Consider the following 22,550-nt stretch of genomic DNA (forward strand, 5'->3'; position numbering starts at 1 on the left):
GCTCAGCGGCTCACAGGTCGTGGCCGAGGTCGGCGGCGAGCGACTTCAGCAGGTCGAAGGCGGCCTCCGGGATCACCGTGCCGGGCGGGAAGACGGCAGCCGCCCCCGCCTCGTAGAGGGCGTCGAAGTCACCCGGGGGGATGACCCCGCCGACCACGATGGTGATGTCCTCCCGGCCGGCCTCGGCCAGTTCGGCGCGCAGGGCCGGCACCAGGGTGAGGTGGCCGGCGGCCAGCGAGGAGACGCCGACGATGTGCACGTCCGCCTCGACTGCCTGGCGGGCGACCTCCGCCGGGGTCTGGAACAGCGGGCCGACGTCGACGGTGAAGCCGAGGTCGGCGAAGGCGGTGGCGATCACCTTCTGGCCGCGGTCGTGGCCGTCCTGGCCCATCTTGGCGACCAGGATGCGCGGCCGCCGGCCCTCGGCCCGCTCGAACCGCTCGACCAGGTCCCGGGTGCGCTGGAGGGGGGCCGAGGGCCCGGCTTCGTCTCGGTACACACCCGAGATGGTACGGATCTGGCCGGAGTGCCGGCCGTACACCTTCTCCAGGGCGTCCGAGATCTCGCCGACGGTGGCCTTGGCGCGGGCCGCTTCCACGGCGAGCGCGAGCAGGTTGCCGTCCAGGCCGCCGCCGCGCTGCGGGCCGGCCTCGGCGGCCCGGGTGAGCGCGTGCAGGGTGGCCTGGGTGACGGCCTCGTCGCGCTCGTCGCGCAGCCGGCGCAGCTTCTCGATCTGGCGGGAGCGCACCGAGGAGTTGTCGACCTTGAGCACGTCGATCTGCTCGTCGCTGTCCACCCGGTACTTGTTGACGCCGATCACCGGCTGGCGGCCGGAGTCGATCCGGGCCTGGGTGCGGGCGGCGGCCTCCTCCACGCGCAGCTTGGGGATGCCCGCGTCGATCGCCTTGGCCATGCCGCCGGCCGCCTCCACCTCCTGGATGTGCTGCCAGGCACGGCGGGCCAGGTCGTGGGTGAGCTTCTCGACGTACGCGGAGCCGCCCCACGGGTCGATCGAACGGCAGGTGCCGGACTCCTGCTGGAGCAGCAGCTGGGTGTTGCGGGCGATCCGGGCCGAGAAGTCGGTCGGCAGCGCCAGCGCCTCGTCGAGGGCGTTGGTGTGCAGCGACTGGGTGTGGCCCTGGGTGGCCGCCATCGCCTCCACACAGGTGCGGGTGACGTTGTTGAACACGTCCTGTGCGGTGAGCGACCAGCCCGAGGTCTGCGAATGGGTGCGCAGCGAAAGCGACTTGGCGTTCTTCGGGTCGAACTGCTTGACCAGCTTGGCCCAGAGCAGCCGGGCCGCGCGCAGCTTGGCGACCTCCATGAAGAAGTTCATGCCGATCGCCCAGAAGAACGACAGGCGCGGTGCGAAGGCGTCCACGTCCAGGCCGACGTCCAGGCCCGCCCGCAGGTACTCCACGCCGTCGGCCAGGGTGTAGGCCAGCTCCAGGTCGGCGGTGGCCCCGGCCTCCTGGATGTGGTAGCCGGAGATGGAGATCGAGTTGTACCGCGGCATCTTCTGCGAGGTGTACGCGAAGATGTCCGAGATGATCCGCATCGACGGCTGCGGCGGGTAGATGTAGGTGTTGCGGACCATGAACTCCTTGAGGATGTCGTTCTGGATGGTCCCCGCCAGCTTCTCGGGCGCCACCCCCTGCTCCTCGGCCGCCACGATGTACAGCGCCAGCACGGGCAGGACCGCGCCGTTCATGGTCATCGACACCGACATCCTGTCCAGCGGGATGCCGTCGAAGAGCTGGCGCATGTCGTAGATGGAGTCGATCGCCACACCCGCCATGCCGACGTCGCCGGTGACCCGCGGGTGGTCGCTGTCGTAGCCGCGGTGGGTCGGCAGGTCGAAGGCGACCGACAGGCCCTTCTGACCGGCCGCCAGGTTGCGGCGGTAGAAGGCGTTGGACTCCTCGGCGGTGGAGAAGCCGGCGTACTGCCGCACCGTCCACGGCTGGTTGACGTACATCGTCGGGTACGGGCCGCGCAGGTACGGGGCGATGCCCGGGTAGGTGCCCAGGAAGTCCAGGCCCGCCAGGTCGTCCGCGGTGTAGAGCGGCTTGACGCCGATGCCCTCGGGGGTGTCCCAGAGCAGCTCGTCGACGTCCTTGCCGGTGGACTGCCGCCAGGCGGTGCGCCACTGCTCGCCGGTGACGTCCGCCCGGCCGTCCCCGGCCAGCCCGATTCCGGTGAAGTCGGGGATCATCAGGCCACTCCGCTTTCGTCGGTGATCTCGTCCAGGAGCGAGGACAGGACCGCGACGGCGTCGCCGCCCGCGACCACGAACCCGTCCACGCCTGCCCGCTCGTACGCCTCGCGCCGCTCGCCGGGCCGGCCGGCCAGCAGCACCCGCCGGGCGCCGGCGGCCTTGAGCGCCTCCGCCACGGCCTCGGCGTGCTCGCCGTACAGCTGGTCGCTGGAGCAGAGGCAGGCGACCCGCGCGCCGGAGGCGGCGAAGGCCTCGGCGACCCTGGCCGGGGCGCCGGGCTCGGTCACCGCGGTCTCGACGGCCGTGGTCGCGATGCCGCCGGCCTGGAACAGGTTGGCGGCGAAGGTGGTGCGCCCGGTGTGCGCGGCGGCCGTCCCGAGCGAGGCCAGGAAGAGGGCCGGGCGGGCCCCGGTGGCCGCCAGCCGGGCGTCCGAGCGGGCACGCAGCGCCTCGTACGCGTCGGCGCGCCGCACCCGCGGCAACCCGCCGCCGGGCCCGGCCGGGGCCGGCGGGCGGACCAGCGGCTGCTCGCCCAGGTTCGGGAACTCGCTGACACCGGTGATCGGTTCGCGCCGCTTGGCGAGTGCCGTGGTGCGCTCCGCCCAGGTGGCCGCGATCCGCTCGCCGACCAGGCCGGAGCCCAGCGCGGCCCGCTGGCCGCGGGCCCGCTCGATCTCCTGGAACCAGGCCCAGGCGGCGTGCGCCAGCTCGTCGGTCAGCTGTTCCACGTACCAGGAGCCGCCGGCCGGGTCGACGACCCGGGCCAGGTGGGACTCCTCCAGCAGGATCGACTGGGTGTTGCGGGCGATCCGGCGGGCGAAGGCGTCGGACAGGCCGACCGCGCTGTCGAACGGCTGGACGCTCACCGCGTCGGCGCCGCCGACGCCGGCGGCCAGGCAGGCCACCGTGGTGCGCAGCATGTTCACCCACGGGTCGCGCGCGGTCATCATCACGGCCGAGGTGACGGCGTGCTGACGCTGCGCCGAGGCCTCCGGCGCGGCCCCCGACACCTCGGCCACCCGGGCCCAGAGCCGGCGCGCGGCACGGAACTTCGCGATCGTCAGGAACTGGTCGGCGTCGGCCGCGTAGCGGAACTCCAGCTGGCCGAGCGCGGCGTCGACGGACAGCCCGGCGGCGGTGAGCGCGCGCAGATAGGCGACACCGGTGGCGAGGGAGCAGCCGAGCTCCTGCGCGGGGGAGGCGCCGGCCTCGTGGTAGGGGAGGGCGTCGACGACGAGCGCCCGCAGGCCCGGGAAGCCCTCGGCGCAGCGGGCCGCGAGGACGGTGGCCTCGGCGAGCAGCGCCTCGGTGCGCCCGGCGTCGCCGGTGCGGGCCGCCAGGCCCAGCGGGTCGGCGCCGAGGTTGCCCGCGGCGGCGCCGGCGGAGATCTCGCGCTCCTCGTAGAGCGCGAACAACTGCTCGGCGGCGTCGGTGAATTCCGGGCCCGCGTCGAGCACGATGCCGGCCAGGTCGAGGTAGACGCCGGTCAGTGCCTCGGGCAGGGCCGCGACCGGCAGGGCGTCGCCGCCCAGCTCCAGCCAGAGCGAGCTCCCGCCGTTCTCCAGATCGGCCAGCACCGCCTCGTTGGCGCGGCGCGGGTCCGGGTCGGTGTGCCGCTGGCGGACGTCCCAGCCGGAGACCGAACTGCCCTGCGGCCGCCCGCCGCGGACGAACGGCGGGAAGCCCGGGTAACCCGGCTCGGCCGAGGAGTCCTCGGCGGTGTACAGCGGGCGGGCGCGCAGCCCGTCCTGGAGGGCGGTGGTGAGCGCCTGCTCGGCCGCTGCGCCGTCCGCGGGCTGCGCACCCGACTTTCGGAGCACGCCCTCGACGAGGTGCTGCCACTGCTCGCGGTGTGCGGCCGGGAATTCGGCGGCCAGGGGAAGCCCTTCGGGCGGGACCGTCATGCCCGCAGGTTAGCGCTCGTTTGCGTGGGCGCAGCAGAGGACGAGGGTGTGACCTTGCCCTCGCTTTGCGCTTCGTCGCACTTCAGAGGGGTCGACCCCTGGATACCCCCTGGAATCCCGGAGCCGGAAGTTCTCAAGGAGTGGACGCCGGGGCCGCGGGCGGGCGGAGCGGGCGGGGCGCGGGCGGGTTGCGGAACCGCACCGGTTATCTATTAAGTTGCTTAGTAGAAGTACGTCGGGAAGCCGCCGGTGCGCTCCCGCCCGCTTCGCGCTGCCCTGCTGCGCCCTGCCGTACCCCTGCCCGACCCGTTGTCCGCCCTGCCCCGTCCGCTGCCCCGTCTGGCCCGTCCCGCGGGGCCCGTCCCCGCCCCGGCGCCGCCCGCCGGGCGGGGTGACGCACCGTCGTACCACCGCGAAGGAGCCCATCGTCATGGGAAAGCGCCGAAAGCCCAGCCCGCCCGGTCGGGCCCGGATGGCGGTCCTGACCACGGCGCTGGCCGGCGGTGCGGTGCTCGCTGCCGGCACCGCGCAGGCCGAGCCGGCGCCCACGCTCGACGCCGTCAAGGAACAGGTCGACCGGCTCAGCGAGGAGGCCGAGCAGTCGATCGAGCGCTACAACGGCTTCCGGGAGAAGGAGCAGCAGCTCCGGGGTGAGGCCAACCGGATCCAGGACAAGGTCGTCCGGGGTCAGGAGGCGATGAACGAGCTGCGCACCCAGCTCGGCGCCGTGGCCGCCGATCAGTACCGCAACGGCGGCATCGACCCGTCCGTGCAGCTGATGCTCGACTCCGACCCGGGCGGCTACCTGGCGAAGGCCTCGGCGCAGAACCAGGTCCTCGACTCCCAGGCGGCGCTGCTCGCGCAGGCCCGCAACGAGCAGCGCCGGCTCGACCAGGACCGGGCCGAGGCGACCGCCACCCTGGCCCAGCTCGACGCGGCGGGCACGGCGCTGGCCGAGGAGAAGAAGGGGATCCAGGACAAGCTGGCCAAGGCGCAGGCGATGCTGAACCGGCTCAGCGCCGCCGACCGGGCCAAGGTCAACGCCCAGGACACCGCCGCCCGGGCCTCCCGCGCCGCCGAACGCCCCGCGTACAGCGGCCCGGCCACCGGCCGGGCCGCCGCGGCCGTCCAGTTCGCCTACGCGCAGCTGGGCAAGCCCTATGTCTGGGGTGCGACCGGCCCCTCCGGCTTCGACTGCTCCGGTCTGACCGGCGCTGCCTGGCGGGCCGCCGACGTCAAGCTGCCCCGGATCTCCCAGGACCAGTGGAAGGTCGGTCAGCGGATCGCCCGAGGCGATCTCCAGCCCGGCGACCTCGTCTTCTTCTACCCGGACCTGCACCACGTCGGCATCTACATCGGCGACGGCAAGATGATCCACGCCCCGCGGACCGGCAAGAACGTCGAGGTGCTGCCGATCAGCGCGATGCCGTACGTCGGCGCCGTCCGTCTCTAGGGCTCGCGCCGCGCGCGGAGGGAAGCGGAGGGAAGGTGCCGCCGGGCGGAACGACGCCCGGCGGCACCTTCGGCCGAGTGCGCGCGTGCCCGGGCTCAGCGGTTCAGGAGGCCCTCCAGGAGAGTGGTTCAGGAGGTCCTTCAAGAGAGCGCAAGAACACGCAAATTCTTGCGCGGAACGACGTACACTCCCCCCATGACACGACGACTTGCCCAGGTGGCGCAGAAGGTCGGGGTCAGCGAGGCCACCGTCAGCCGGGTGCTGAACGACAAGCCCGGCGTCTCGGAGGCGACCAGGGCCGCCGTGCTGACCGCCCTGGACGTGCTCGGCTACGAGCGCCCCACCCAGCTGCGGGGCGAACGCGCCCGGCTGGTGGGCCTGGTGATGCCCGAGCTGCAGAACCCGATCTTCCCGGCCTTCGCCGAGGCGGTGGGCGGCGCGCTGGCCGGCCAGGGGTTCACCCCCGTGCTCTGCACCCAGACCGCCGGCGGGGTGTCCGAGGCGGACTACGTCGACCTGCTGCTCTCCCAACAGGTCTCGGGCGTCGTCTTCTTCGGCGGCCTCTACGCCCAGGCCGACGCCGCCCACGACCACTACGGCCGGCTGGCCGAGCGCAGTCTGCCGACGGTGCTGCTGAACGCGGCCATCGACGGTCTCGACTTCGCCCGGGTGTCCTGCGACGACGCGGTGGCCGTCGAGCAGTCGATCGGCCACCTGCGCCAGCTCGGGCACCGCCGGATCGGCCTGGTGCTCGGCCCGGCCGACCACGTGCCGTCCCGGCGCAAGCTGGCCGCCGCGCAGGCCGCGGCGGCGAAGGCCGGCCTCGACCTGCCGCAGAGCCGGGTCGAGCGGGCGCTGTTCACGCTGGAGGGCGGCCAGGCCGCCACCACCCGGCTGCTCCGGGAGGGCGTCACCGGCATCATCTGCGCGAGCGACCCGCTGGCGCTCGGGGCGGTCAGGGCGGTCCGCCGGGCCGGCCTCTCGGTGCCGGACGACGTGTCGGTGATCGGCTACGACGACTCGTCGTTCATGACCTGCACCGACCCGCCGCTGACCACCGTCCGGCAGCCGATCGAGGCGATGGGCCGGGCCGCGGTGGACCTGCTGGTGGGGGAGATCGGCGGCGCCCGGATCACCCACGACGAGCTGCTGTTCGAGCCGGAGCTGGTGGTCCGGGGGTCGACGGCGCCACCGCGCGCACAGTCCTGACCGTCCCGGGCACCGCACCGCGCACCGCACGAACGAGGGCCCCTGGAGACCACGTGGTCTCCAGGGGCCCTCGCCGCGCCGGTCCGTCAGCCGGCCGGCATGACGTGGAGCGCCCGGTGGGCCGGCCCTTCGGCCCGCCGACCTGCTCGAAGATCTCCGCATCGGAGGGCAGCGAGGAGCCGAACGCGGTGCGCAAAAGATTGACAGGGATGCCGCAAGGACAGGGGCTCGCGGCGGAGGTGTGCGCGCCGGCCGGGGGCGGCCGGCGATCCGCGAGGTCATGCCGCACATGGTGGACGAGTACGCCCACCCCTGCGGCCACGCCCATCTCCTGCGTGCGTGCGTGCGTGGACGGCCGGGTCGGTCAGTACCCGCTCCGGCGTGGGCCGCGCGAGGCGGCTGTCTTCACGATTCCCGCCTGACGTGATGGTGCGGAAGCCGGGCCCCGGCGATCGGATCGATCGTCGGCCCGGGCCGTCGCTCAGGCCCTGCGCGCCGGGAGGCCCGGAGGCTCCTCGTGTCCGGCGGACGATCCGTGCCTGGTGGGGAGATCGCACATCCCGGGCGGACTCGGTCAACGCCCGGAGGTGGGTGGGGACGGTCGGACGCGTGTCCCCGGGTCAGCGACCGGCCGGACGACTGCGCGTCCGGCCGGAATGCCGCGAGCGACAGCTCGCGGTGGTGCTCATCCGCCGAGACGGGAGAGGAGCAGGCGTGCCCGCCGGGTCTTGGCCTCGGCGCGGCTCTTGAGGTACATCGCGTGGGCGAGACGGTGCTGCTCGGCCTCGCGCATCCGCTCGTTGATGATCGCGCGCGCGGTATCGAGGTGGTAGGTCATGACGGTCGTTCCCCCTGTCGGTGGGTGGCCCGCCGATGGCTTCGGCATCAGCCTCAAGGCCCCCCTTGCACCTCTGATTCTACACCAGTTTTCGAGATCTGCTCTCAAGTTCGAAGTCGAGTCGGGCTGTTGTCCTGGTGTTTGAAGGTCCGTCGGTTAGTGAGCAACAGGTGTGCCGGATGTGTCCACGCGTTGTCCGGGGGTGGAGGGGCGAGGGCTTCACGCGAAGCCCTCGCCCCTCCGTCCGAGGTCAGGGCCTTGGGGAGAAGGCCGGCCTCGGCCCGGTCCTGGGCGCCCTCGCCGTACTTGAGCGCCGGGATCGGTACTTCCGCGCCGCCGGCGCCATCGACGCCGCAGGACCAACCCCGCATGTGCGGGGAGCGGGCCGAGAGCTGTTCGGCTTCGGTAGCGTTCGGGGGATCAACCCCGCATGTGCGGGGAGCGGCTGGAGCGGGAGACGCTCCTGAAGGAGGCGGAGGGACCAGCCCCGCATGCGCGGGGAGTGGATATTGGAAATGTCCCCGTTGCGGTACACCAGGGGACCAACCCCGCATGTGCGGGGAGCGGCGCCATCACAGGACCTTGGCCACGATGTGGCAGGGACCAACCCCGCATGTGCGGGGAGCGGCGCTACGTCCGGGCCCTCTGCCCCCAGCAGAAGGGACCAACCCCGCATGTGCGGGGAGCGGAGTCGATGAGCTGCACGTCTGTCCGGCGAGGTGGCGGGGTTGGCAACTTCCAGAGATTCGGGCATTTCGGGCCACTCGCAGGCGGGCTACGCACCCGGCACACCCTATCCAACCCGAATGGTTCGAGTCCTCTGGCTGATCTCCTCCGTGACGAGGGGACGGATCTGCCCTTCGGTCGGCAGGCGCGGGCGGGCTGCCACCTGATCCCGGTCTCGCCCGGATCATGCGGGCGTGTCGGAGCGGTGGCCGGCGAGGCGGGCGATGTCGTCGGCGATGGCGTCCAGGGGGTCGACGGTGCCGATCGAACGGAACCAGGTCCACAACTCAAGGGCGTGGTGGAGGCGGTAGAGGTCTAGGCGTTCGGGGGCGTCGGTCGGGAGCGGTCCGTAGCCCTCGAAGAGTGCGTGGCGTTCGGGATCGCCGCGGTCGGTCACGTATCCGTAGCCCTGCTGGCCGATCCGGTGGATCGTGGCCAGCAGGGCGCCCATCTCCCGGTAGCGGGAGGGGATTCGGGCCGCGTCCAGATCCTTCGGCCTCCCAGCGGGGGTGTCCCGCCAGCAGGCTCAGGACGGTGACGGCCCGGCCGCCGGGTGCTCCGCTCGGCGTGTGGTGGAGCACCTGCGGTAACGGGAGGGAACCGAGGTCCGCGAGGATCCGGTAGATGTGGACCCCCTTGGCCCGCTTCCACGTCCACTCGGGCGCGTACACCTTGAGGATCGCGCCGTGGGCGGGATCGGTGCGGCGCAGCTCGTACGCCCTCCCCAACTGACCGCCCGTACGTGGCACCACGTCGATCACCTCGGCGCCGGGGAACACTGCGGCATGCCTCGACCCTGGGGCCGGGCCTCGTCCGCCGGTGCCTAGGGGTGCGGCGCGCAGGCCAGCAGATAGGGCAGCAGTGGCGCGGACAGCGCGGCGGCGCGCGAGGCGGAGGCCCAGGTGCGGGTGTCGGTCGCGGGCCGGCCCAGCCGCTGGACCCGCGCCAGCACGCCGGTGGAGGCCGCCGCGAACACCGGCCCGCCCGTCGGCCCGCCCACCGGGCCGCCGGTGGCCAGCAGGCAGAGCGCGGAGGCCAGTTCGGTGCGGGTCGCGGCCGTCAGCGCGGCGTCGTCGGCGGCCATCTCCAGCAACAGCGCCACCTCCGCCCGGCCGGTGCGGGCCAGTGGCAGCCGGCCGAGGACCATGGCGAAGGTGTCCACCGCGAGCCGCACCAGATGGTGCCGGCCCCGGATGTGTCCGCGCTCGTGCGCCAGGGCGGCGGTCAGCTGGCGTTCGTCGAGCAGGTCCACCGCGCCGCGCGACACGACGACCCGGGCCCGCCGGCCGGGCAGGCAGTAGACGGCCGGGCGGGCGTCGTCGAGCACCAGGGCGTCGCGGCGCCGGTCGCGGACGGCGACCACGTCCAGCACCGCGCGGTGCCGCCGCCGCAGCCGCGCGGCCCGCACCCCGAGCGGCACGGCCGCCGCGCCCAGGGCGAGCGCGGCGACGGCCGGTGCCCACCAGCCGTGCGCGTGCGGGGCGGCGGTCCGCTCCGCCTCGACGTGCGGGATCAGGCCGACCAGTCCGGCCGGATCGTGCCCGAGCGGCGCCGCCAGGTGGTGCGCCACGAGCAGCAGCGCGGTGCCGAAGGAGGCCATCAGCGCGAGCCAGACGGCCACGCCCGCCGCCGGCCGGGCCTGGAGCCGGCGCGCACCGGCCAGCCGCCGGGGGAGGACGACGCCGACCAGCACGAGGTGGAGCGCGAGCAGTGCGAGCGTCACCCGGTGTCCCTCGCCTTGACCTGCTCCAGGGCCGCCAGCAGCGCCGAGGCCTCGTCCCCGCTCATCCGGTCGACGAAGTGCAGCAGAGCCCCGGCGCGGTCGGAGGTGGTCTCCAGGGCCTGGTGCATCAGCTGGGCGGTGTACGCCTCGCGGGTGCAGGTCGGCCGGTACACCCAGGCCCGCCCGACCTTCTCGCGGCGCAGCCACCCCTTGGTGTGCAGGATGTCGGCGACGGTGGTGACGGTGGTGTACGCGAGCGGCCGCCGCTGCCGCAGGTCGTCGACGATCTCGCGGGCGGTGGCCGCCCGGTCCCAGGACCAGAGCCGGTCCATGATCTCGGCCTCCAGATCGCCGAACCCGCGCAACACCGCCCGAACGTCCCTTCCGCACCCGGCCGGTCCGCCGGTCGCCGACCGGACCGGTCTCCCCGGCCCGGCTCGGCGGCCGTCCGCCCGGCCGCCTACCGGGCCATCGTACGGGCGCGCCCGCCGCCGGCGGGTACCGGTCGGCGGCGCATCCGCCGGACCAGCTCGGCGGCCGCCTCCGGCCAGTGCGGGTGCTCGAAGCCGAAACCGGTCTCCTGCAACCGGCCGGGCACCACCGAGCGGCTCTTGAGCAGCAGTTCGGTGTCCGAGCGCAGGGCGAAGGCGCCGATCTCGGCCATCCACCGGGTGGCGGGCAGGCCCACCGGGATGCCCCCGGCCCGCCGCAGCGCCCGCATGAACGCGCGCTGGGGCAGCGGGTGGGGCGCGGCGATGTTGACCGGCCCGGCCAGGTCGTCCCGTTCGAGGAGGAAGCCGACGGCGCGGACGAGGTCCCGGTCGTGGATCCAGGACATGTACTGGCCGCCGCCGTCGATCGGACCGCCGAATCCGCACCGCGCCAGGCGCAGCATCAGGTCGAGGGCGCCGCCGCGGTCGGGGCTCATCACCATCGCGCAGCGCAGCGCGACCTTGCGGGTGTCCGGCGTCGCGGGCTCCTGCTGGGCCTGCTCCCAGGCCCGGGCGATGGCGACACTGGTGTCCCAGCGCCGGGGGACGTCGGGTTCGCCGCCGCCGAGCACACCCGTCCGCTCATCGTGCGGGGCGCCGAAGTGGTGCGCGTAGACGGTGGCGGTGCTCATCTGGAGCCAGACCCGCGGTGGCCTGCGCGCCGCGGCGACGGCTCGGCCGACGACCCGGGTGGAGTCCACCCGGGAGTCCAGCATCGCGCGCTGGTTGGCGAGCGTGTAGCGGCAGTTGACGCTGCGCCCGGCCAGATTGATCACCGCGTCGCTGCCGTCGATCGCCTCGGCCCAGCGCCCCAGGGTGCGGCCGTCCCAGTAGACCTCGCGATCGCGGCGCGGGCGCCGGGTCAGCACGAGGACGTGATGGCCCTCGGCGCTCAGCGCCCGGTCCAGGATCCGGCCGACCTGTCCGGTGCCACCGGGTATGACGATTTTCATAAGAGCCCCCCTCGGTCTGTTCCCGGTGCAGCGTAGCTCAGATCTGAACGTGTTCAAAAGGAGCGTCGCCGGGTGGCGCCCCCAAGGGGGGGCGGTGGCCGCTTTGCGCGCCGCGGCCCGTTCGCACTAGGTTTCGACGCCGTCGACACGCGAGCTGACCACCGCTCGGACCACGGGGGGTGGATCGCCGGCCGGTCCCGGACCTCGGGGCCCGTGCCGACGCATCGCGACATCGGGGGAAGGAACAGACCGCCCCGGGGGCGACGGTCAAGCTGACCAGCCCCGAGGACGCGACGTACGTCGCCGCGACGGTGACCGTCCCGCAGCCCGGCGGCGCCGCCGTCGTCCTGCACGCCTACCTGACGGCGCCCGACGGCACGGTGAACGAGCTGGCGGTCTGGACGAGCACCAAGGCCGGTGCCCAGCCCAAGGCCCCCTGGGCGGGGCCGGCCGACGCCGAGGTGGCCAAGGCCATGGACGCGGCGCTCAGCACCACGCTCAAGGAACTGCTGAGGGCGGACACGGGCGGCTGACGGCGGACCAGGACTGCTGACGGCGGACCGCCGCGCGGCCGGGTCCGGCCCGCGCCGAGCCTCCCCCGCCGGAGCCCGAACGGGCCCCGGCGGGGGTTCGGCGTGCCCGGGGCGGCCGGACGGGCGTAGAACGGGACGTGCGCCGGAGATCACCCGGGACGCGCGAACCGGAGGAGGACAGCTGTGTGGAGCGACCCCCGTCACGGCCCGCTGGTGCCGATGCTGCTGGTGCTCACCGTCGTCACCGGGCTGGTGGACGCGGTGAGCTATCTCGCTCTCGGTCATGTCTTCGTCGCCAACATGACGGGCAACGTGGTCTTCCTGGGCTTCGCCCTGGCGGGTGCGGCCGGCTTCTCCGCCACGGCCTCGCTCGCCGCGCTGGGCGCCTTCCTGGCGGGTGCGCTGGCCGGCGGCCGGCTCAGCGAGCGCCTGCCCGGTCACCGGGGGCGGCTGCTGGTCGTCTCCGCCGTCCTCCAGGCGGCGCTGCTGGCCGTCAGCACGGTCGTGGCGGCGCTGGCCGGTCACACCGCCGAGCCGGTCCGCTACACGCTGACCGTCCTGCTCGGGCTGGCGATGGGGCTGCAGAACGCCGTCGTCCGGTCCTTCCGGATCCCCGACCTCACCACCACCGTCCTCACCATGGCCCTGACCGGCCTGGCCGCCGACCTGGCCGGCCTGCGCCGGTTCGCCTCGGCCGGCTGGATGTTCGGTGGGGCCTTCCTCGGCGCCGCGCTCGTCCTGAACGCCGATGTGACGGCGGCTCTCGGCCTCGCCCTGACCCTGGTCGTCGCCGTCGCCGTCCTCACCCGCCGCGCGGCCGCCGGCCACCCGGCCCCGGCCTGGACCGGTCGGGACGGCGGGGTCTGAGGCACCGTCGGACCGGCCGCCGGCCGGGTTGACGGGTCGGCCCGCGAACGGCCGGCGGCCCCGGCCGGTGTCAGTCGTCCTGGGCCCCGCCGGAGCTGTGGCTGGTGCGCCCGCTCCAGAGCGGTTCGAGCCTGGCCCAGGACCGCTGCCAGGCGCGGTCGGCCCGCCGGTCGAGGGTGCGCAACCGCAGGGCCAGGGCGGCGAGGACGGCCGCCCCGAGGAGGGCGGAGCCCGCGAGGCCCACGCAGGCCGCCTCGATCGCCAGGCCGGCGCGCGTGGTCGGGGCGTCGGTCGCCCGACCGGCCTCGTCCACCCAGATGGTGACGGTGGTTCCGACGAGGGCCGTCCGGTGCACCTCGACGGCGCCGGCGCGCGGCTGCCCGTCGGGCGCGGTCCAGGCGGCCTCGGCGGTCACCCGGCCCTGGTAGCCGCCCGCCGCACGGCTGCCCACCGCGGCCCCGTGCCGGCCGGTGCCGGTCACGACGGCGTCGACCTGGCGCAGCCGGGCCAGGTCGGCGTCGGTGTCCCGCCCGACGGACTGGTAGCCGAGCAGCGCACCGCCGACCCCGGCGGCCAGCGTGAGGAGCAGTCCCAGCACGGCCGCGCACCAGGCCCGGCTGCGGGACCGGTCCAGCGGCCGGACCAGGGGATCGCGGCGGCTGCCCGCGGCCCGCCGCAGCTGCCGCCCGGCCCGCCGCGGCAGCGACGCGGGCCGGACCGGCCCGGGGGTGCTGGACACGATGCGTGCTCCTCGGATGGTGGGTCGCAGCGGTGTGCGGGGCGTCCGGCCGGGATCGTCCGCCGGGGCTCCGGCTCCCAATCTCCCCCCGCCCCGGCCCCCGCACAAGAGCCGTGCGTGCCCGCGGTGCCGGGCCCGTCCGCCGCCGGGTCCTGACGGCCGGTCGGCGGGCCCGGCGGCGGCGCGGCCGGTGTGCGGGTTCGTCGGGGGGCTCGGGGCGGGGACGTCCCGGATACGTACGACCGGATACGTACGACCGGGACGTTCGGCCCTCGGCAGGGGAGGGGTGCGCGGGGCAGGCTGGTCGCAGCCGCGTCTTCCGAGTGCCGGGGCGCGGCGGGCCCGGCCCGCTGTGGGGGCGAGTCGGGCCACCCGTGTGGAGCGGGGGGCGGACGTGGGGCCGCCTCCCGCGCACGCCCGCCCCCGCTCACGCGCGGCTTCGCTCAGTCCCGCCCCCGCTCACGCCGGAGGCCTTCGAGTGGACTCGAAGCTGTCCACGACACCGACGTCTTCCCAGGTCGGTGGCGTATTCTCGCCAGCTATACCCTCGGTGTATACGCCTGGTGTACGGTCCTCCCATGAGTGTTCCTTTGACCCTTCTCGGGCTGCTGGAGCGAGAGCCGAGCCATGGCTACGACCTCAAGCGCGACTACGACGCCCTCTTCGGACGGGGCAAGCCCCTGCCCTACGGCCAGGTCTACGCGACGCTCGGCCGGCTGGCCCGGGACGGCAAGGTGGTGCCCGGTGAGGCCGAGCCCGGCGACGGGCCCGAGCGCAAGCGCTACGTGATCACCGAGGCCGGTGTGACGGAGTTCGAGCACTGGCTCGTCGAGCCCGTCTCACCCGAACCCAACCTGCAGACGGTGCTGTTCACCAAGGTCGTGCTGGCCCTGATGCTCGGCCGCGACGCCGAGCTGTACCTCGACACCCAGCGCGCCGCCCACATGCGGCGGATGCGCGAACTCACCGACCTGCGCCGCAACGGCGCACTGGTCGACGCCCTGCTCGCCGACCACGGACTGTTCCACCTGGAGGCCGACTTGCGCTGGATCGACCTGACCGCCGCCCGCCTGGACGCGCTCGCCGAGGCGGTGCGGTCATGACGGCGCTGATCGAGGCCCGCGGCATCACGCTCGCCTTCGGCGAGACCCCGGCCCTGCGCGGTGCCGACCTGGTGGTGGACGCCGGCGAGGTGCTCGCCATCATGGGGCCGAGCGGCTCCGGCAAGTCGACGCTGCTGCACTGCCTGGCCGGCATCCTCGTCCCCGACGCCGGCGAGGTCCGCTTCGACGGGGAGCGCATCGACACCATGAACGAGGCCGGGCGCAGCGCCTTACGGCGTGACAGGTTCGGCTTCGTCTTCCAGTTCGGCCAGCTCGTCCCCGAGCTGACCGCCGAGGAGAACGTCGCCCTGCCCCTGCTGCTGAACGGCACCAGGCGGGCCGCCGCGCTGGCCGAGGCCCGGCCCTGGTTCGCCCGGCTCGGGCTGGACGGCATGGAGCGGCGCCGTTCCGGTGAGTTGTCGGGCGGTCAGGCGCAGCGCGTCGCCCTCGCCCGCGGCCTGGTGGCACGCCCCCGGGTGCTCTTCGCCGACGAACCGACGGGCGCGCTGGACTCGCTCACCGGCGAGCAGGTGATGGAGCTGATGGTCGGCGCCGCCCGTGAGCAGGGCACCACCGTCATCCTGGTCACCCACGAGCCGAGGGTCGCCTCCTACGCCGACCGCGAGGCGATCGTCCGGGACGGCCGGGCCACCTCGCTCCCGGCGGGTCCGGCGGCGGAGCGCGTGTCGGAACGGATCGCCTCGTGATCCACTTCGCGCTCCGGCTCGCCGTCAGCGGCGGGAAAGAGGCCCTGTTCCGGCTGGCGATGATCGCGGCGGCGGTGGCCGTCGGCGTCGGGCTGCTGCTCTCGACGTTCGCCGGGCTCAACGCCGTCGACCGCGCCAACGAGCGGCAGCTCTGGATGAACACCGGGGCCAAGGCCCGGACCGACACGGCCCAGGTGGACCCGCTCTGGTGGCACGGCCACGGCGACTACTACCAGGGCAAGACCGTCTTCGAGGCGGAGGTCGCGGCCACCGGCCCGACCTCGCCGGTCCCGCCCGGTCTGAGCAAGGTGCCGGCACCCGGCGAGTACTACGCCTCGCCGGCCCTGGCCGCGCTGCTGCGCGAGGTCCCGGCCGTCGAGCTGGCCGACCGCTTCCCGGGCCGGCCGGCCGGGCTCCTGGGTGACGAGGCCCTGCCGTCGCCGGACACCCTGTCCTTGGTCATCGGCCGCACCGTGGACGAGGTCAGGGCCGCGCCGGGGGCCGTGGCGGTGACGACCATCGCCACCGCCGTCCCGTCCGCGTGCGACGACGACTGCTACGGCCAGGGCGTGCGTGGCGACGCGATGACGCTGATCCTCTCCGTGGTGGCCGGTGCGCTGATCTTCCCGGTGCTGATCTTCATCGGCACCGCCACCCGCCTGTCCGCCGCCACCCGGGAGCAGCGCTTCGCCGCGATGCGGCTGGTGGGAGCCACGCCGCGGCAGGTGTCGGTGATCTCGGCGGTCGAGTCCACGGCGGCATCGGTGATCGGTACGGTCGTCGGCTTCGGCCTGTACGTCGCGCTGCGCCCGCTGGTCGCCACCGTGCCGTTCACCGGGGACCGGTTCTTCGCCGCCGACCTGAGCCTGGGCGCGCTCCAGGCGGCCGGGGTCGCGCTGGGGGTGCCGGTCGCGGCGGCGCTCGCCGCCCGGTTCGCGCTGCGCCGGGTCACCATCTCGCCCCTGGGCGTCACCCGCCGGGTCACCCCGCGGCCGCCGAGCGCCCGGCGGCTCGTCCCGCTGCTGCTCGGCCTCGCCGAGCTCGGCTACTTCGTCGACAACCGGCCGCCGACGACCAACGGGCAGACGGCGGCCTACCTGACCGGCTTCCTGCTGGTGATGCTGGGTCTGGTGATCGCCGGCCCGTGGCTGACCATGGCCGCCGCCCGGACGGTGGCCCGGCGCACCAGCCGCCCGGCCACGCTGATCGCGGTGCGCCGCCTGGCGGACGACCCGAAGGCGGGGTTCCGTTCGGTCGCCGGCCTGGTCCTCGCGCTGTTCGTCACCACCGCGACCGTGTGCGTCATCGGCACCATCGACGAGAACCGCGGTGCGCTGAGCGGCGATCCGGGCACCCGCAAGGCCGTGGTGCACACCCCGAGGGACTACCTGGGCCCCCTGGTGATCGACTCCGTGTCCGACAGCCTGCTGGAGCGGGCGCGGGCGGTCCCCGGCTTCCACGGGATCGCGCTGGCGCACATCGACCCGGCCGGGATCGGCAAGGACCCGGCGGACCCGGACGCGTACCCGCCCGCCCTGGTCCTCTGCTCGGAGCTGGCGCAGATCCCGGTGATCGGGCACTGCGCGCCGGGTGCGAGCGTCGCGGCCGTCCCGCTGTGGCAGTTCGTCAATCTGCAGGAGGCGGTGGGCGAGGAATGGCCCGCGGCGCCGGTCTCGGCGGCGGACGTGGCCGGGCTTCCGGTGAAGATGATCTACGCGACCACCGACGGGTCGTCCTCGGCCATGGAGCAGCTGCGGACGCTCTTCACCAAGGCCTACCCGACCCTCACGTCCCGCATGGTCGAGGACTGGGGCACCAGCGCGCAGCGGCAACTCGCGGGCTGGCGGCAGCTGGCCGACGTGGTCCTGCTGACCACCCTGCCGATCGCCGGGTGCAGCCTCGCGGTCAGTGTGGTGGCGGGCCTCTCCGACCGCCGGCGGCCGTTCGCGATGCTGCGGCTCACCGGGGCGCCGCTCGGCCTGCTGCAACGGGTGGTCGGCCTGGAGAGCGCGCTGCCGCTGCTGCTGGTGTCGGCGCTCTCGATCGGGACGGGCTTCGCGGCCTCGGCCATGTTCCTCAAGTCGCAGATGAGCTACGACCTGGTGTCGCCGGGGGCGCTGTACTACGCGCTGACCGGGCTCGGCCTGGCGGCCTCGCTCGGGATCATCGCCTCGACGCTCCCGTTGCTGAGGCGGATCACCGGCCCGGAGGCGGCCCGCAACGGCTGAACCGGACGTAGCCGCCGGGCAGGACCGCAGCCGGGTCGGAGCCGGACCGCGGCCGTCGAACCGGCTCGCGGCCGTCGAACCGGCTCGGGGCGGCCCGACCGTTCCGGCGCCGCCCCGCGACGGCTGACCGTCCTCGCGCCACGCGTACCCCGCCGACCGGCCTCAGCCGGCGACGGGGTACGCGTACGTGCCGGGCCGGAGCACCGCGGGGGCGTCCGCCAGCCAGCTGCCCAGCACCAGCGCGGACGGGTAGAACATCGGCTCGGGCAGGGCGTCGAGCGGGACGCGCTCCCATCCGCCGCAGGCGTGCGGCTCGGTGACCACCGCGGCGGCCAGGCTCGGCGGTGCGAGCACGGCCGCGGTGAGCCGGGGCCGGCCCGACTCGTGGTCGAGCAGTACGGCGAGCACCCGCATCGCGGCGGCCGGCAGCACGATGCCGGTCTCCTCGGCGAGTTCGCGCGCGGCGGCCTGCTCGAAGGACTCGCCCGGGTCGTCCACCTTGCCGCCGGGCAGGCTCCAGGTGGGCGGCTCGCCGGCGGTGATCCGGTGGCCGAGCAGCACCCGGCCGTCCCCGGTGGGCACGATGACGCCGGCGCCGATCAGCGGTGCGGTGGTCAACTCGGTTCTCCTCGCGGTGGTCTACCAGGCGGAGCGGTCGAAGTCCTTGAGGAAGCAGCCGAAAAGGTCCTCGCCCCGCTCGCCGCGGACGATCGGGTCGTAGACCCGGGCGGCGCCGTCGACCAGGTCGAGCGGGGCGTGGAAGCCCTCCTCGGCCAGCCGCATCTTGTCCGGGTGCGGGCGCTCGTCGGTGATCCAGCCGGTGTCGACGGCGGTCATCATGATGCCGTCGGTCTCGAACATCTCCTGCGCGCTGGTGCGGGTGAGCATGTTCAGCGCGGCCTTGGCCATGTTGGTGTGCGGGTGGCCGGCGCCCTTGTAGCCGCGCTGGAAGACCCCCTCCATCGCCGAGACGTTGACCACGTACTTGCGGCGGGACGCCGAGGCGGCCATCGCCGGGCGGAGCCGGCTGATCAGGATGAACGGCGCGGTGGAGTTGCAGAGCTGGACCTCCAGCAGCTCCACCGGGCCGACCTCGTTGACGGTCTGCACCCAGCTGTTGGTGGGGGCGAGGTCGGGCACCAGGCCGCCGGCGTCGATCGCGGTGCCGGCCTCGATCCGGGCGGGCGTGGCGGAGCCGGTGACCAGGGCGAGCGAGGTGACGTCCTCGGCGGAGATCCGCTCGCTCCCGCCGCTCGCCTGCGCGGGCAGCGCGGGCAGGTCGACGCTGCCGCTGCCGAAGCGGCCGATGGTGGTGGACTGCGGCAGCTCACCGGCCGGCAGCGGCGCGGACTCCGCGTTGACCAGCTCGCGGTACGACTCCGGCGGGCGGCGCACCGTCTGCGCGGCGTTGTTGATCAGGATGTCCAGCGGGCCGTCGGCGGCGACCTCGTCGGCCAGGGCCATCACCTGGGCCGGGTCGCGCAGGTCGATGCCGATGATCTTCAGACGGTGCAGCCAGTCGGCGCTGTCCGGCATCGCGGTGAAGCGGCGGATGGCGTCGTTGGGGAAGCGGGTGGTGATGGTGGTGTGCGCGCCGTCGCGGAGCAGCATCAGCGCGATGTACATACCGATCTTGGCCCGGCCGCCGGTGAGCAGCGCGCGCTTGCCGGTGAGGTCGGCGCGGGCGTCGCGGTGGGCGCGGTTCTTCACCGCGCAGTTCTGGCAGAGGTTGTGGTAGAAGGCGTCCACCTCGACGTACCGCTGCTTGCAGGTGTAGCAGGAGCGCGGGCGCTCCAGGATGCCGGCGATCTCGGTGGTGGTGACGGTGGTCAGGCCGAAGGCGCCGGCCGTCTCGTCGTCGATCCGGCTCGGCGCGCCGGTGGCGGTGCGGGCGGTGACCTCGCGGTCGTTCGCGGTCTTGCGGGCCCGGGTCTCCTGGCGGCGGCGCTGCTTGAGGGTGCGGAATATGCCGCCGACGGCCTGGCGGACGGTGATCGCGTCCGGGTGGTCGACGTGCAGCTCGTCCAGCTCGGCGATCACGTCGAGGCAGAGCCGCAGCCGCTCGGGGTCGAGGCCGGGACCGTAGTCGATCTCCCCCTCGGTGACCTCCGTGCCGCCGCCCCGCTCGATGTCCTGCTCGATGTCCACGCCCGCCGTCATGATGCCCGCTGCCGCTTTCCTGGATCGCCTCGTTTACCGCGTGAATGGTACGGGAGCGGCCCTGGCCGGGGCGAAAAGGCGGCCTTTTGGATGAACATCCATATCGAGGGGCGCTCCGTTGATCATGCGTTGTGCACTGTGCCAGCAATCGTCCTCGAACTGGCTTTTGGTCCGGGGGTAGCGGAGAATCGAACGTTGGGTGCCGGGCGCCCGAGTGCGCCCGGCGGCCTCGCCGCAACCGCACCCGAGGTGTACCTTCTCCCAGCCAGAGAGCCCTTTCTTCATGCGCTTCCTGAACGACCTCAAGCCCTCGTACGACCTTACGTACGACGACGTCTTCATGGTCCCCAGCCGTTCCGCCGTGGGCTCCCGGCAGGGTGTCGACCTCTCCTCGAACGACGGCACCGGCACCACCATCCCGCTGGTGGTGGCCAACATGACGGCCATCGCCGGCCGCCGGATGGCCGAGACCGTCGCCCGCCGCGGCGGCCTGGTCGCGATCCCGCAGGACATCCCGACCGAGGTGATCGCCGAGGTCATCGACTGGGTCAAGCAGCGCCACCTGGTGCACGACACCGCCATCACCCTGGCCCCCGGCGCCACCGTCGCCGAGGCCCTCTCGCTGCTGCACAAGCGCGCGCACGGCGCGCTGGTCGTGGTCGAGGACGGCAGGCCGATCGGCGTGGTCACCGACTCCGACTGCCAGGGCGTCGACCGCTTCACCAGCCTCGCCGACGTGATGTCGCGCGACCTGGTGCTGCTCGACGAGGGCATCGGCGCGCGCGCCGCCTTCGACAAGCTGAGCGAGGCGCACCGCAAGCTCGCCCCGGTGGTCGACGCCGAGGGCCGCCTGGTCGGCATCCTGACCCGCAAGAACGCGCTGCGCGCCACCCTCTACACCCCGGCCGTCGACGAGCGGGGCCGCCTGCGGGTCGCCGCCACCGTCGGCATCAACGGCGACGTGGCCGGCAAGGCCAAGGCCCTGATCGAGGCCGGCGCCGACGTGCTGGTGGTCGACACCGCGCACGGCCACCAGGAGTCGATGATCAGCGCGCTGCGCGCGGTGCGCGGGCTCGACCCGCGGATCCCGATCGTGGCCGGCAACGTGGTCTCCGCCGCCGGTGTCCGCGACCTGGTCGAGGCGGGTGCCGACATCCTCAAGGTCGGGGTCGGCCCCGGCGCCATGTGCACCACCCGGATGATGACCGGCGTCGGCCGCCCGCAGTTCTCCGCCGTCCTGGAGTGCGCGGCCGAGGCCCGCCGGCTCGGCAAGCACGTCTGGGCCGACGGTGGCGTCCGCCACCCGCGCGACGTCGCGATGGCGCTGGCCGCCGGCGCGTCCAATGTGATGATCGGCTCCTGGTTCGCCGGGACGTACGAGTCCCCGGGCGACCTCCAGACCACCGCCGACGGCCGCCAGTACAAGGAGAGCTTCGGCATGGCCTCGGCGCGCGCGGTGAGCAACCGCACGTCGCAGGACTCCGCCTACGACCGGGCCCGCAAGGCGCTCTTCGAGGAGGGCATCTCGCACTCGCGGATGTTCGTCGACCCGGCCCGCCCGGGCGTCGAGGACCTCATCGACTCGATCGTCGCCGGCGTGCGCAGCTCCTGCACCTACGCGGGCGCCTCCAGCCTGGAGGAGTTCCGCGAGAAGGCCGTGGTCGGCATCCAGAGCGCGGCGGGCTACGCCGAGGGCAAGCCGCTGCACTCCAGCTGGGCCTGATCGCCCGCAGGGCGTCCGTTCGTCCGGGCGTCCGACCCGCTCAACCGCCGGCCGGCCGGTTCCTCGCCTCGGGGAGCCGGCCGGCCGGCGGCCTGTCCGGGCCGAGCGGGGTGAGCAGGGCGCGGCCGAGCAGACCGACCGAGCCGTCCAGCGCGGCGGCGAGCGCCTCGGCGGCCGACGGCACGTCCCGGAGCCGCCAGAGCGCCCGGACCGTCGCCCAGGCCGCGTCCCGGGCGGCGTCGACCGACCAGGCGCCCAGCAGGTGCGTCAACGGCTCGGCCCGTTCCAGGAGGTCCGGGCCGGGCATCAGCTGCTCCCGGACGGTCGTCTCCACCCCGGCCAGCAGGCCGTTGACCCGCCGGTAGTCCTCGGCGAGCCGCTCCGGCCCGCAGCCGAGCCGGTGGCAGGTGTCGACCACGGCGAGCGGCAGGTCGTGCTGGATGTGGGCGTTCATCCCGGCCAACGCGAACTGCAGCGGATGGACCCCCCGGTGTCCGCGCAGCTCGAAGAGCGGCTCCCAGCAGGCCGGCGCGGGCCGCCCGGCCGCCACGGCGTCCACGGCCAGCAGGTAGCGCCCGGCGAACACCACGTCCAGCTCCGCCATCGCGACCGGGTCGGTGAAGTACGGGCGACCGGGGTGGGGCGGCGTGCCGCCGGGCGGGTCCGCGCGCGGGCCCGCGAGGCCGCGCCGCACGGCGTCCGTCACGGTGAGGTACATCCGGTTGAAGACCGCCACGCCGTCGTCCGGGGGCAGCCCGGCGCCGATCTCCCGCAGCCGGGCGAGCACCCCGTCGACGGTGTCCGTGCCGCCGGCCGTCGTGGTGGTCGCTGTCGTCGTGGCACCGGTCACCGAGGCCGCCGTACCGGGCATGCGTCACCCTCCGATGTCGATCGTGCACTGATCGCATCATCGTGACAGCGGCCCGGAGGAACGGCCGGTCGCCGCGCGGAGGCCACCGCGCGGCCGCTCCCGTC

Annotated in this window: 19 protein-coding genes; 8 read left to right on the forward strand and 11 right to left on the reverse strand. The window is 74.1% G+C overall.

From position 1 onward, the window contains the following. Positions 1 to 10 precede the first annotated feature (10 nt). Positions 11 to 2,215: a methylmalonyl-CoA mutase gene (gene scpA, locus ACIQTO_RS16540; protein ID WP_402388297.1), complete on the reverse strand. Its 2,205-nt coding sequence runs from the start codon at positions 2,213 to 2,215 to the stop codon at positions 11 to 13. Beyond that, complete coding sequence (locus ACIQTO_RS16545; RefSeq protein ID WP_402388298.1) at positions 2,215 to 4,122, reverse strand: methylmalonyl-CoA mutase family protein; 1,908 nt, start codon at positions 4,120 to 4,122, stop codon at positions 2,215 to 2,217. The genes scpA and ACIQTO_RS16545 overlap by 1 nt, the downstream gene beginning before the upstream one ends. A 430-nt stretch (positions 4,123 to 4,552) precedes the next feature. On the opposite strand from ACIQTO_RS16545, the gene ACIQTO_RS16550 reads away from it, so the two are divergent. Further along, the gene (locus ACIQTO_RS16550; protein WP_402388299.1) at positions 4,553 to 5,575 is read left to right on the forward strand and encodes an NlpC/P60 family protein; all 1,023 of its coding nucleotides are present in this window, start codon (positions 4,553 to 4,555) and stop codon (positions 5,573 to 5,575) included. Between the two features lie 195 nt (positions 5,576 to 5,770). Then, the gene (locus tag ACIQTO_RS16555; protein WP_402388300.1) at positions 5,771 to 6,784 is read left to right on the forward strand and encodes a LacI family DNA-binding transcriptional regulator; all 1,014 of its coding nucleotides are present in this window, start codon (positions 5,771 to 5,773) and stop codon (positions 6,782 to 6,784) included. Positions 6,785 to 7,469: 685 nt separating this feature from the next. Here the strand turns inward: ACIQTO_RS16555 and ACIQTO_RS16560 are convergent. The 5 genes from ACIQTO_RS16560 to ACIQTO_RS16580 all read right to left on the reverse strand — a co-directional run bounded on the left by ACIQTO_RS16560 (position 7,470) and on the right by ACIQTO_RS16580 (position 11,515). Next, on the reverse strand, positions 7,470 to 7,622 hold the full coding sequence (locus tag ACIQTO_RS16560; RefSeq protein WP_402388301.1) for a hypothetical protein: 153 nt from the start codon (positions 7,620 to 7,622) through the stop codon (positions 7,470 to 7,472). 910 nt (positions 7,623 to 8,532) lie between these two features. Continuing rightward, the gene (locus ACIQTO_RS16565) at positions 8,533 to 8,799 is read right to left on the reverse strand and encodes a hypothetical protein (protein ID WP_402388302.1); all 267 of its coding nucleotides are present in this window, start codon (positions 8,797 to 8,799) and stop codon (positions 8,533 to 8,535) included. Between the two features lie 372 nt (positions 8,800 to 9,171). After that, positions 9,172 to 10,071 carry a M56 family metallopeptidase gene (locus ACIQTO_RS16570; protein WP_402388303.1) on the reverse strand — a complete coding sequence of 300 codons (900 nt, stop codon included), beginning with the start codon at positions 10,069 to 10,071 and terminating at the stop codon, positions 9,172 to 9,174. Next, positions 10,068 to 10,436 carry a BlaI/MecI/CopY family transcriptional regulator gene (locus tag ACIQTO_RS16575; protein ID WP_402388395.1) on the reverse strand — a complete coding sequence of 123 codons (369 nt, stop codon included), beginning with the start codon at positions 10,434 to 10,436 and terminating at the stop codon, positions 10,068 to 10,070. The genes ACIQTO_RS16570 and ACIQTO_RS16575 overlap by 4 nt, the downstream gene beginning before the upstream one ends. A gap of 95 nt (positions 10,437 to 10,531) precedes the next feature. Beyond that, a complete protein-coding gene (locus ACIQTO_RS16580; RefSeq protein ID WP_402388304.1) occupies positions 10,532 to 11,515 on the reverse strand; it encodes a TIGR01777 family oxidoreductase in 984 nt (327 codons plus the stop codon). Positions 11,516 to 11,694: 179 nt separating this feature from the next. On the opposite strand from ACIQTO_RS16580, the gene ACIQTO_RS16585 reads away from it, so the two are divergent. After that, positions 11,695 to 12,048 (forward strand): hypothetical protein, encoded by a 354-nt coding sequence (locus ACIQTO_RS16585; protein WP_402388305.1) that lies wholly within the window; start codon positions 11,695 to 11,697, stop codon positions 12,046 to 12,048. A gap of 219 nt (positions 12,049 to 12,267) precedes the next feature. Next, on the forward strand, positions 12,268 to 12,915 hold the full coding sequence (locus ACIQTO_RS16590) for a YoaK family protein (protein ID WP_402388396.1): 648 nt from the start codon (positions 12,268 to 12,270) through the stop codon (positions 12,913 to 12,915). 70 nt (positions 12,916 to 12,985) lie between these two features. Here ACIQTO_RS16590 and ACIQTO_RS16595 read toward each other — a convergent pair whose 3' ends face one another. After that, on the reverse strand, positions 12,986 to 13,654 hold the full coding sequence (locus tag ACIQTO_RS16595; RefSeq protein ID WP_402388306.1) for a hypothetical protein: 669 nt from the start codon (positions 13,652 to 13,654) through the stop codon (positions 12,986 to 12,988). 578 nt (positions 13,655 to 14,232) lie between these two features. On the opposite strand from ACIQTO_RS16595, the gene ACIQTO_RS16600 reads away from it, so the two are divergent. The 3 genes from ACIQTO_RS16600 to ACIQTO_RS16610 are packed head-to-tail and all read left to right on the forward strand — an operon-like array spanning position 14,233 to position 17,692. Then, on the forward strand, positions 14,233 to 14,757 hold the full coding sequence (locus ACIQTO_RS16600) for a PadR family transcriptional regulator (RefSeq protein ID WP_402388307.1): 525 nt from the start codon (positions 14,233 to 14,235) through the stop codon (positions 14,755 to 14,757). Continuing rightward, entirely contained in the window at positions 14,754 to 15,464 is a 711-nt protein-coding gene (locus tag ACIQTO_RS16605; protein ID WP_402388308.1) for an ABC transporter ATP-binding protein, read from the forward strand. Before ACIQTO_RS16600 ends, ACIQTO_RS16605 begins: the two co-directional genes overlap by 4 nt. Then, on the forward strand, positions 15,461 to 17,692 hold the full coding sequence (locus ACIQTO_RS16610; protein WP_402388309.1) for an FtsX-like permease family protein: 2,232 nt from the start codon (positions 15,461 to 15,463) through the stop codon (positions 17,690 to 17,692). Before ACIQTO_RS16605 ends, ACIQTO_RS16610 begins: the two co-directional genes overlap by 4 nt. 162 nt (positions 17,693 to 17,854) lie before the next feature. On the opposite strand, the gene ACIQTO_RS16615 is transcribed toward ACIQTO_RS16610, so the two are convergent. Both ACIQTO_RS16615 and ACIQTO_RS16620 read right to left on the reverse strand, forming a co-directional pair. Continuing rightward, complete coding sequence (locus tag ACIQTO_RS16615; RefSeq protein ID WP_402388310.1) at positions 17,855 to 18,310, reverse strand: NUDIX hydrolase; 456 nt, start codon at positions 18,308 to 18,310, stop codon at positions 17,855 to 17,857. 21 nt (positions 18,311 to 18,331) lie between these two features. Beyond that, positions 18,332 to 19,834, reverse strand: a complete 1,503-nt coding sequence (locus tag ACIQTO_RS16620) for an SDR family NAD(P)-dependent oxidoreductase (RefSeq protein ID WP_402388397.1) — start codon at positions 19,832 to 19,834, stop codon at positions 18,332 to 18,334. Between the two features lie 301 nt (positions 19,835 to 20,135). On the opposite strand from ACIQTO_RS16620, the gene ACIQTO_RS16625 reads away from it, so the two are divergent. Then, positions 20,136 to 21,575, forward strand: coding sequence for a GuaB1 family IMP dehydrogenase-related protein (locus tag ACIQTO_RS16625; protein WP_402388311.1), 1,440 nt, complete (start codon positions 20,136 to 20,138; stop codon positions 21,573 to 21,575). A 40-nt stretch (positions 21,576 to 21,615) separates the two neighbouring features. On the opposite strand, the gene ACIQTO_RS16630 is transcribed toward ACIQTO_RS16625, so the two are convergent. After that, positions 21,616 to 22,446: a DUF5995 family protein gene (locus ACIQTO_RS16630; RefSeq protein WP_402388312.1), complete on the reverse strand. Its 831-nt coding sequence runs from the start codon at positions 22,444 to 22,446 to the stop codon at positions 21,616 to 21,618. Between the last annotated feature and the right edge of the window lie 104 nt (positions 22,447 to 22,550).

The organism is Kitasatospora sp. NPDC091207 (assembly GCF_044768625.1).
Lineage (GTDB): Bacteria > Actinomycetota > Actinomycetes > Streptomycetales > Streptomycetaceae > Kitasatospora.

Excerpts from the sequence above, each read along its gene's own strand:
- scpA (WP_402388297.1), bottom strand. The coding sequence starts at position 2,215 with ATGATCCCCGACTTCACCGGAATCGGGCTGGCCGGGGACGGCCGGGCG.
- ACIQTO_RS16545 (WP_402388298.1), bottom strand. The coding sequence starts at position 4,122 with ATGACGGTCCCGCCCGAAGGGCTTCCCCTGGCCGCCGAATTCCCGGCC.
- ACIQTO_RS16550 (WP_402388299.1), top strand. The coding sequence starts at position 4,553 with ATGGGAAAGCGCCGAAAGCCCAGCCCGCCCGGTCGGGCCCGGATGGCG.
- ACIQTO_RS16555 (WP_402388300.1), top strand. The coding sequence starts at position 5,771 with ATGACACGACGACTTGCCCAGGTGGCGCAGAAGGTCGGGGTCAGCGAG.
- ACIQTO_RS16560 (WP_402388301.1), bottom strand. The coding sequence starts at position 7,622 with ATGACCTACCACCTCGATACCGCGCGCGCGATCATCAACGAGCGGATG.
- ACIQTO_RS16565 (WP_402388302.1), bottom strand. The coding sequence starts at position 8,799 with ATGGGCGCCCTGCTGGCCACGATCCACCGGATCGGCCAGCAGGGCTAC.
- ACIQTO_RS16580 (WP_402388304.1), bottom strand. The coding sequence starts at position 11,515 with ATGAAAATCGTCATACCCGGTGGCACCGGACAGGTCGGCCGGATCCTG.
- ACIQTO_RS16590 (WP_402388396.1), top strand. The coding sequence starts at position 12,268 with ATGCTGCTGGTGCTCACCGTCGTCACCGGGCTGGTGGACGCGGTGAGC.
- ACIQTO_RS16600 (WP_402388307.1), top strand. The coding sequence starts at position 14,233 with ATGAGTGTTCCTTTGACCCTTCTCGGGCTGCTGGAGCGAGAGCCGAGC.
- ACIQTO_RS16605 (WP_402388308.1), top strand. The coding sequence starts at position 14,754 with ATGACGGCGCTGATCGAGGCCCGCGGCATCACGCTCGCCTTCGGCGAG.
- ACIQTO_RS16625 (WP_402388311.1), top strand. The coding sequence starts at position 20,136 with ATGCGCTTCCTGAACGACCTCAAGCCCTCGTACGACCTTACGTACGAC.
- ACIQTO_RS16630 (WP_402388312.1), bottom strand. The coding sequence starts at position 22,446 with ATGCCCGGTACGGCGGCCTCGGTGACCGGTGCCACGACGACAGCGACC.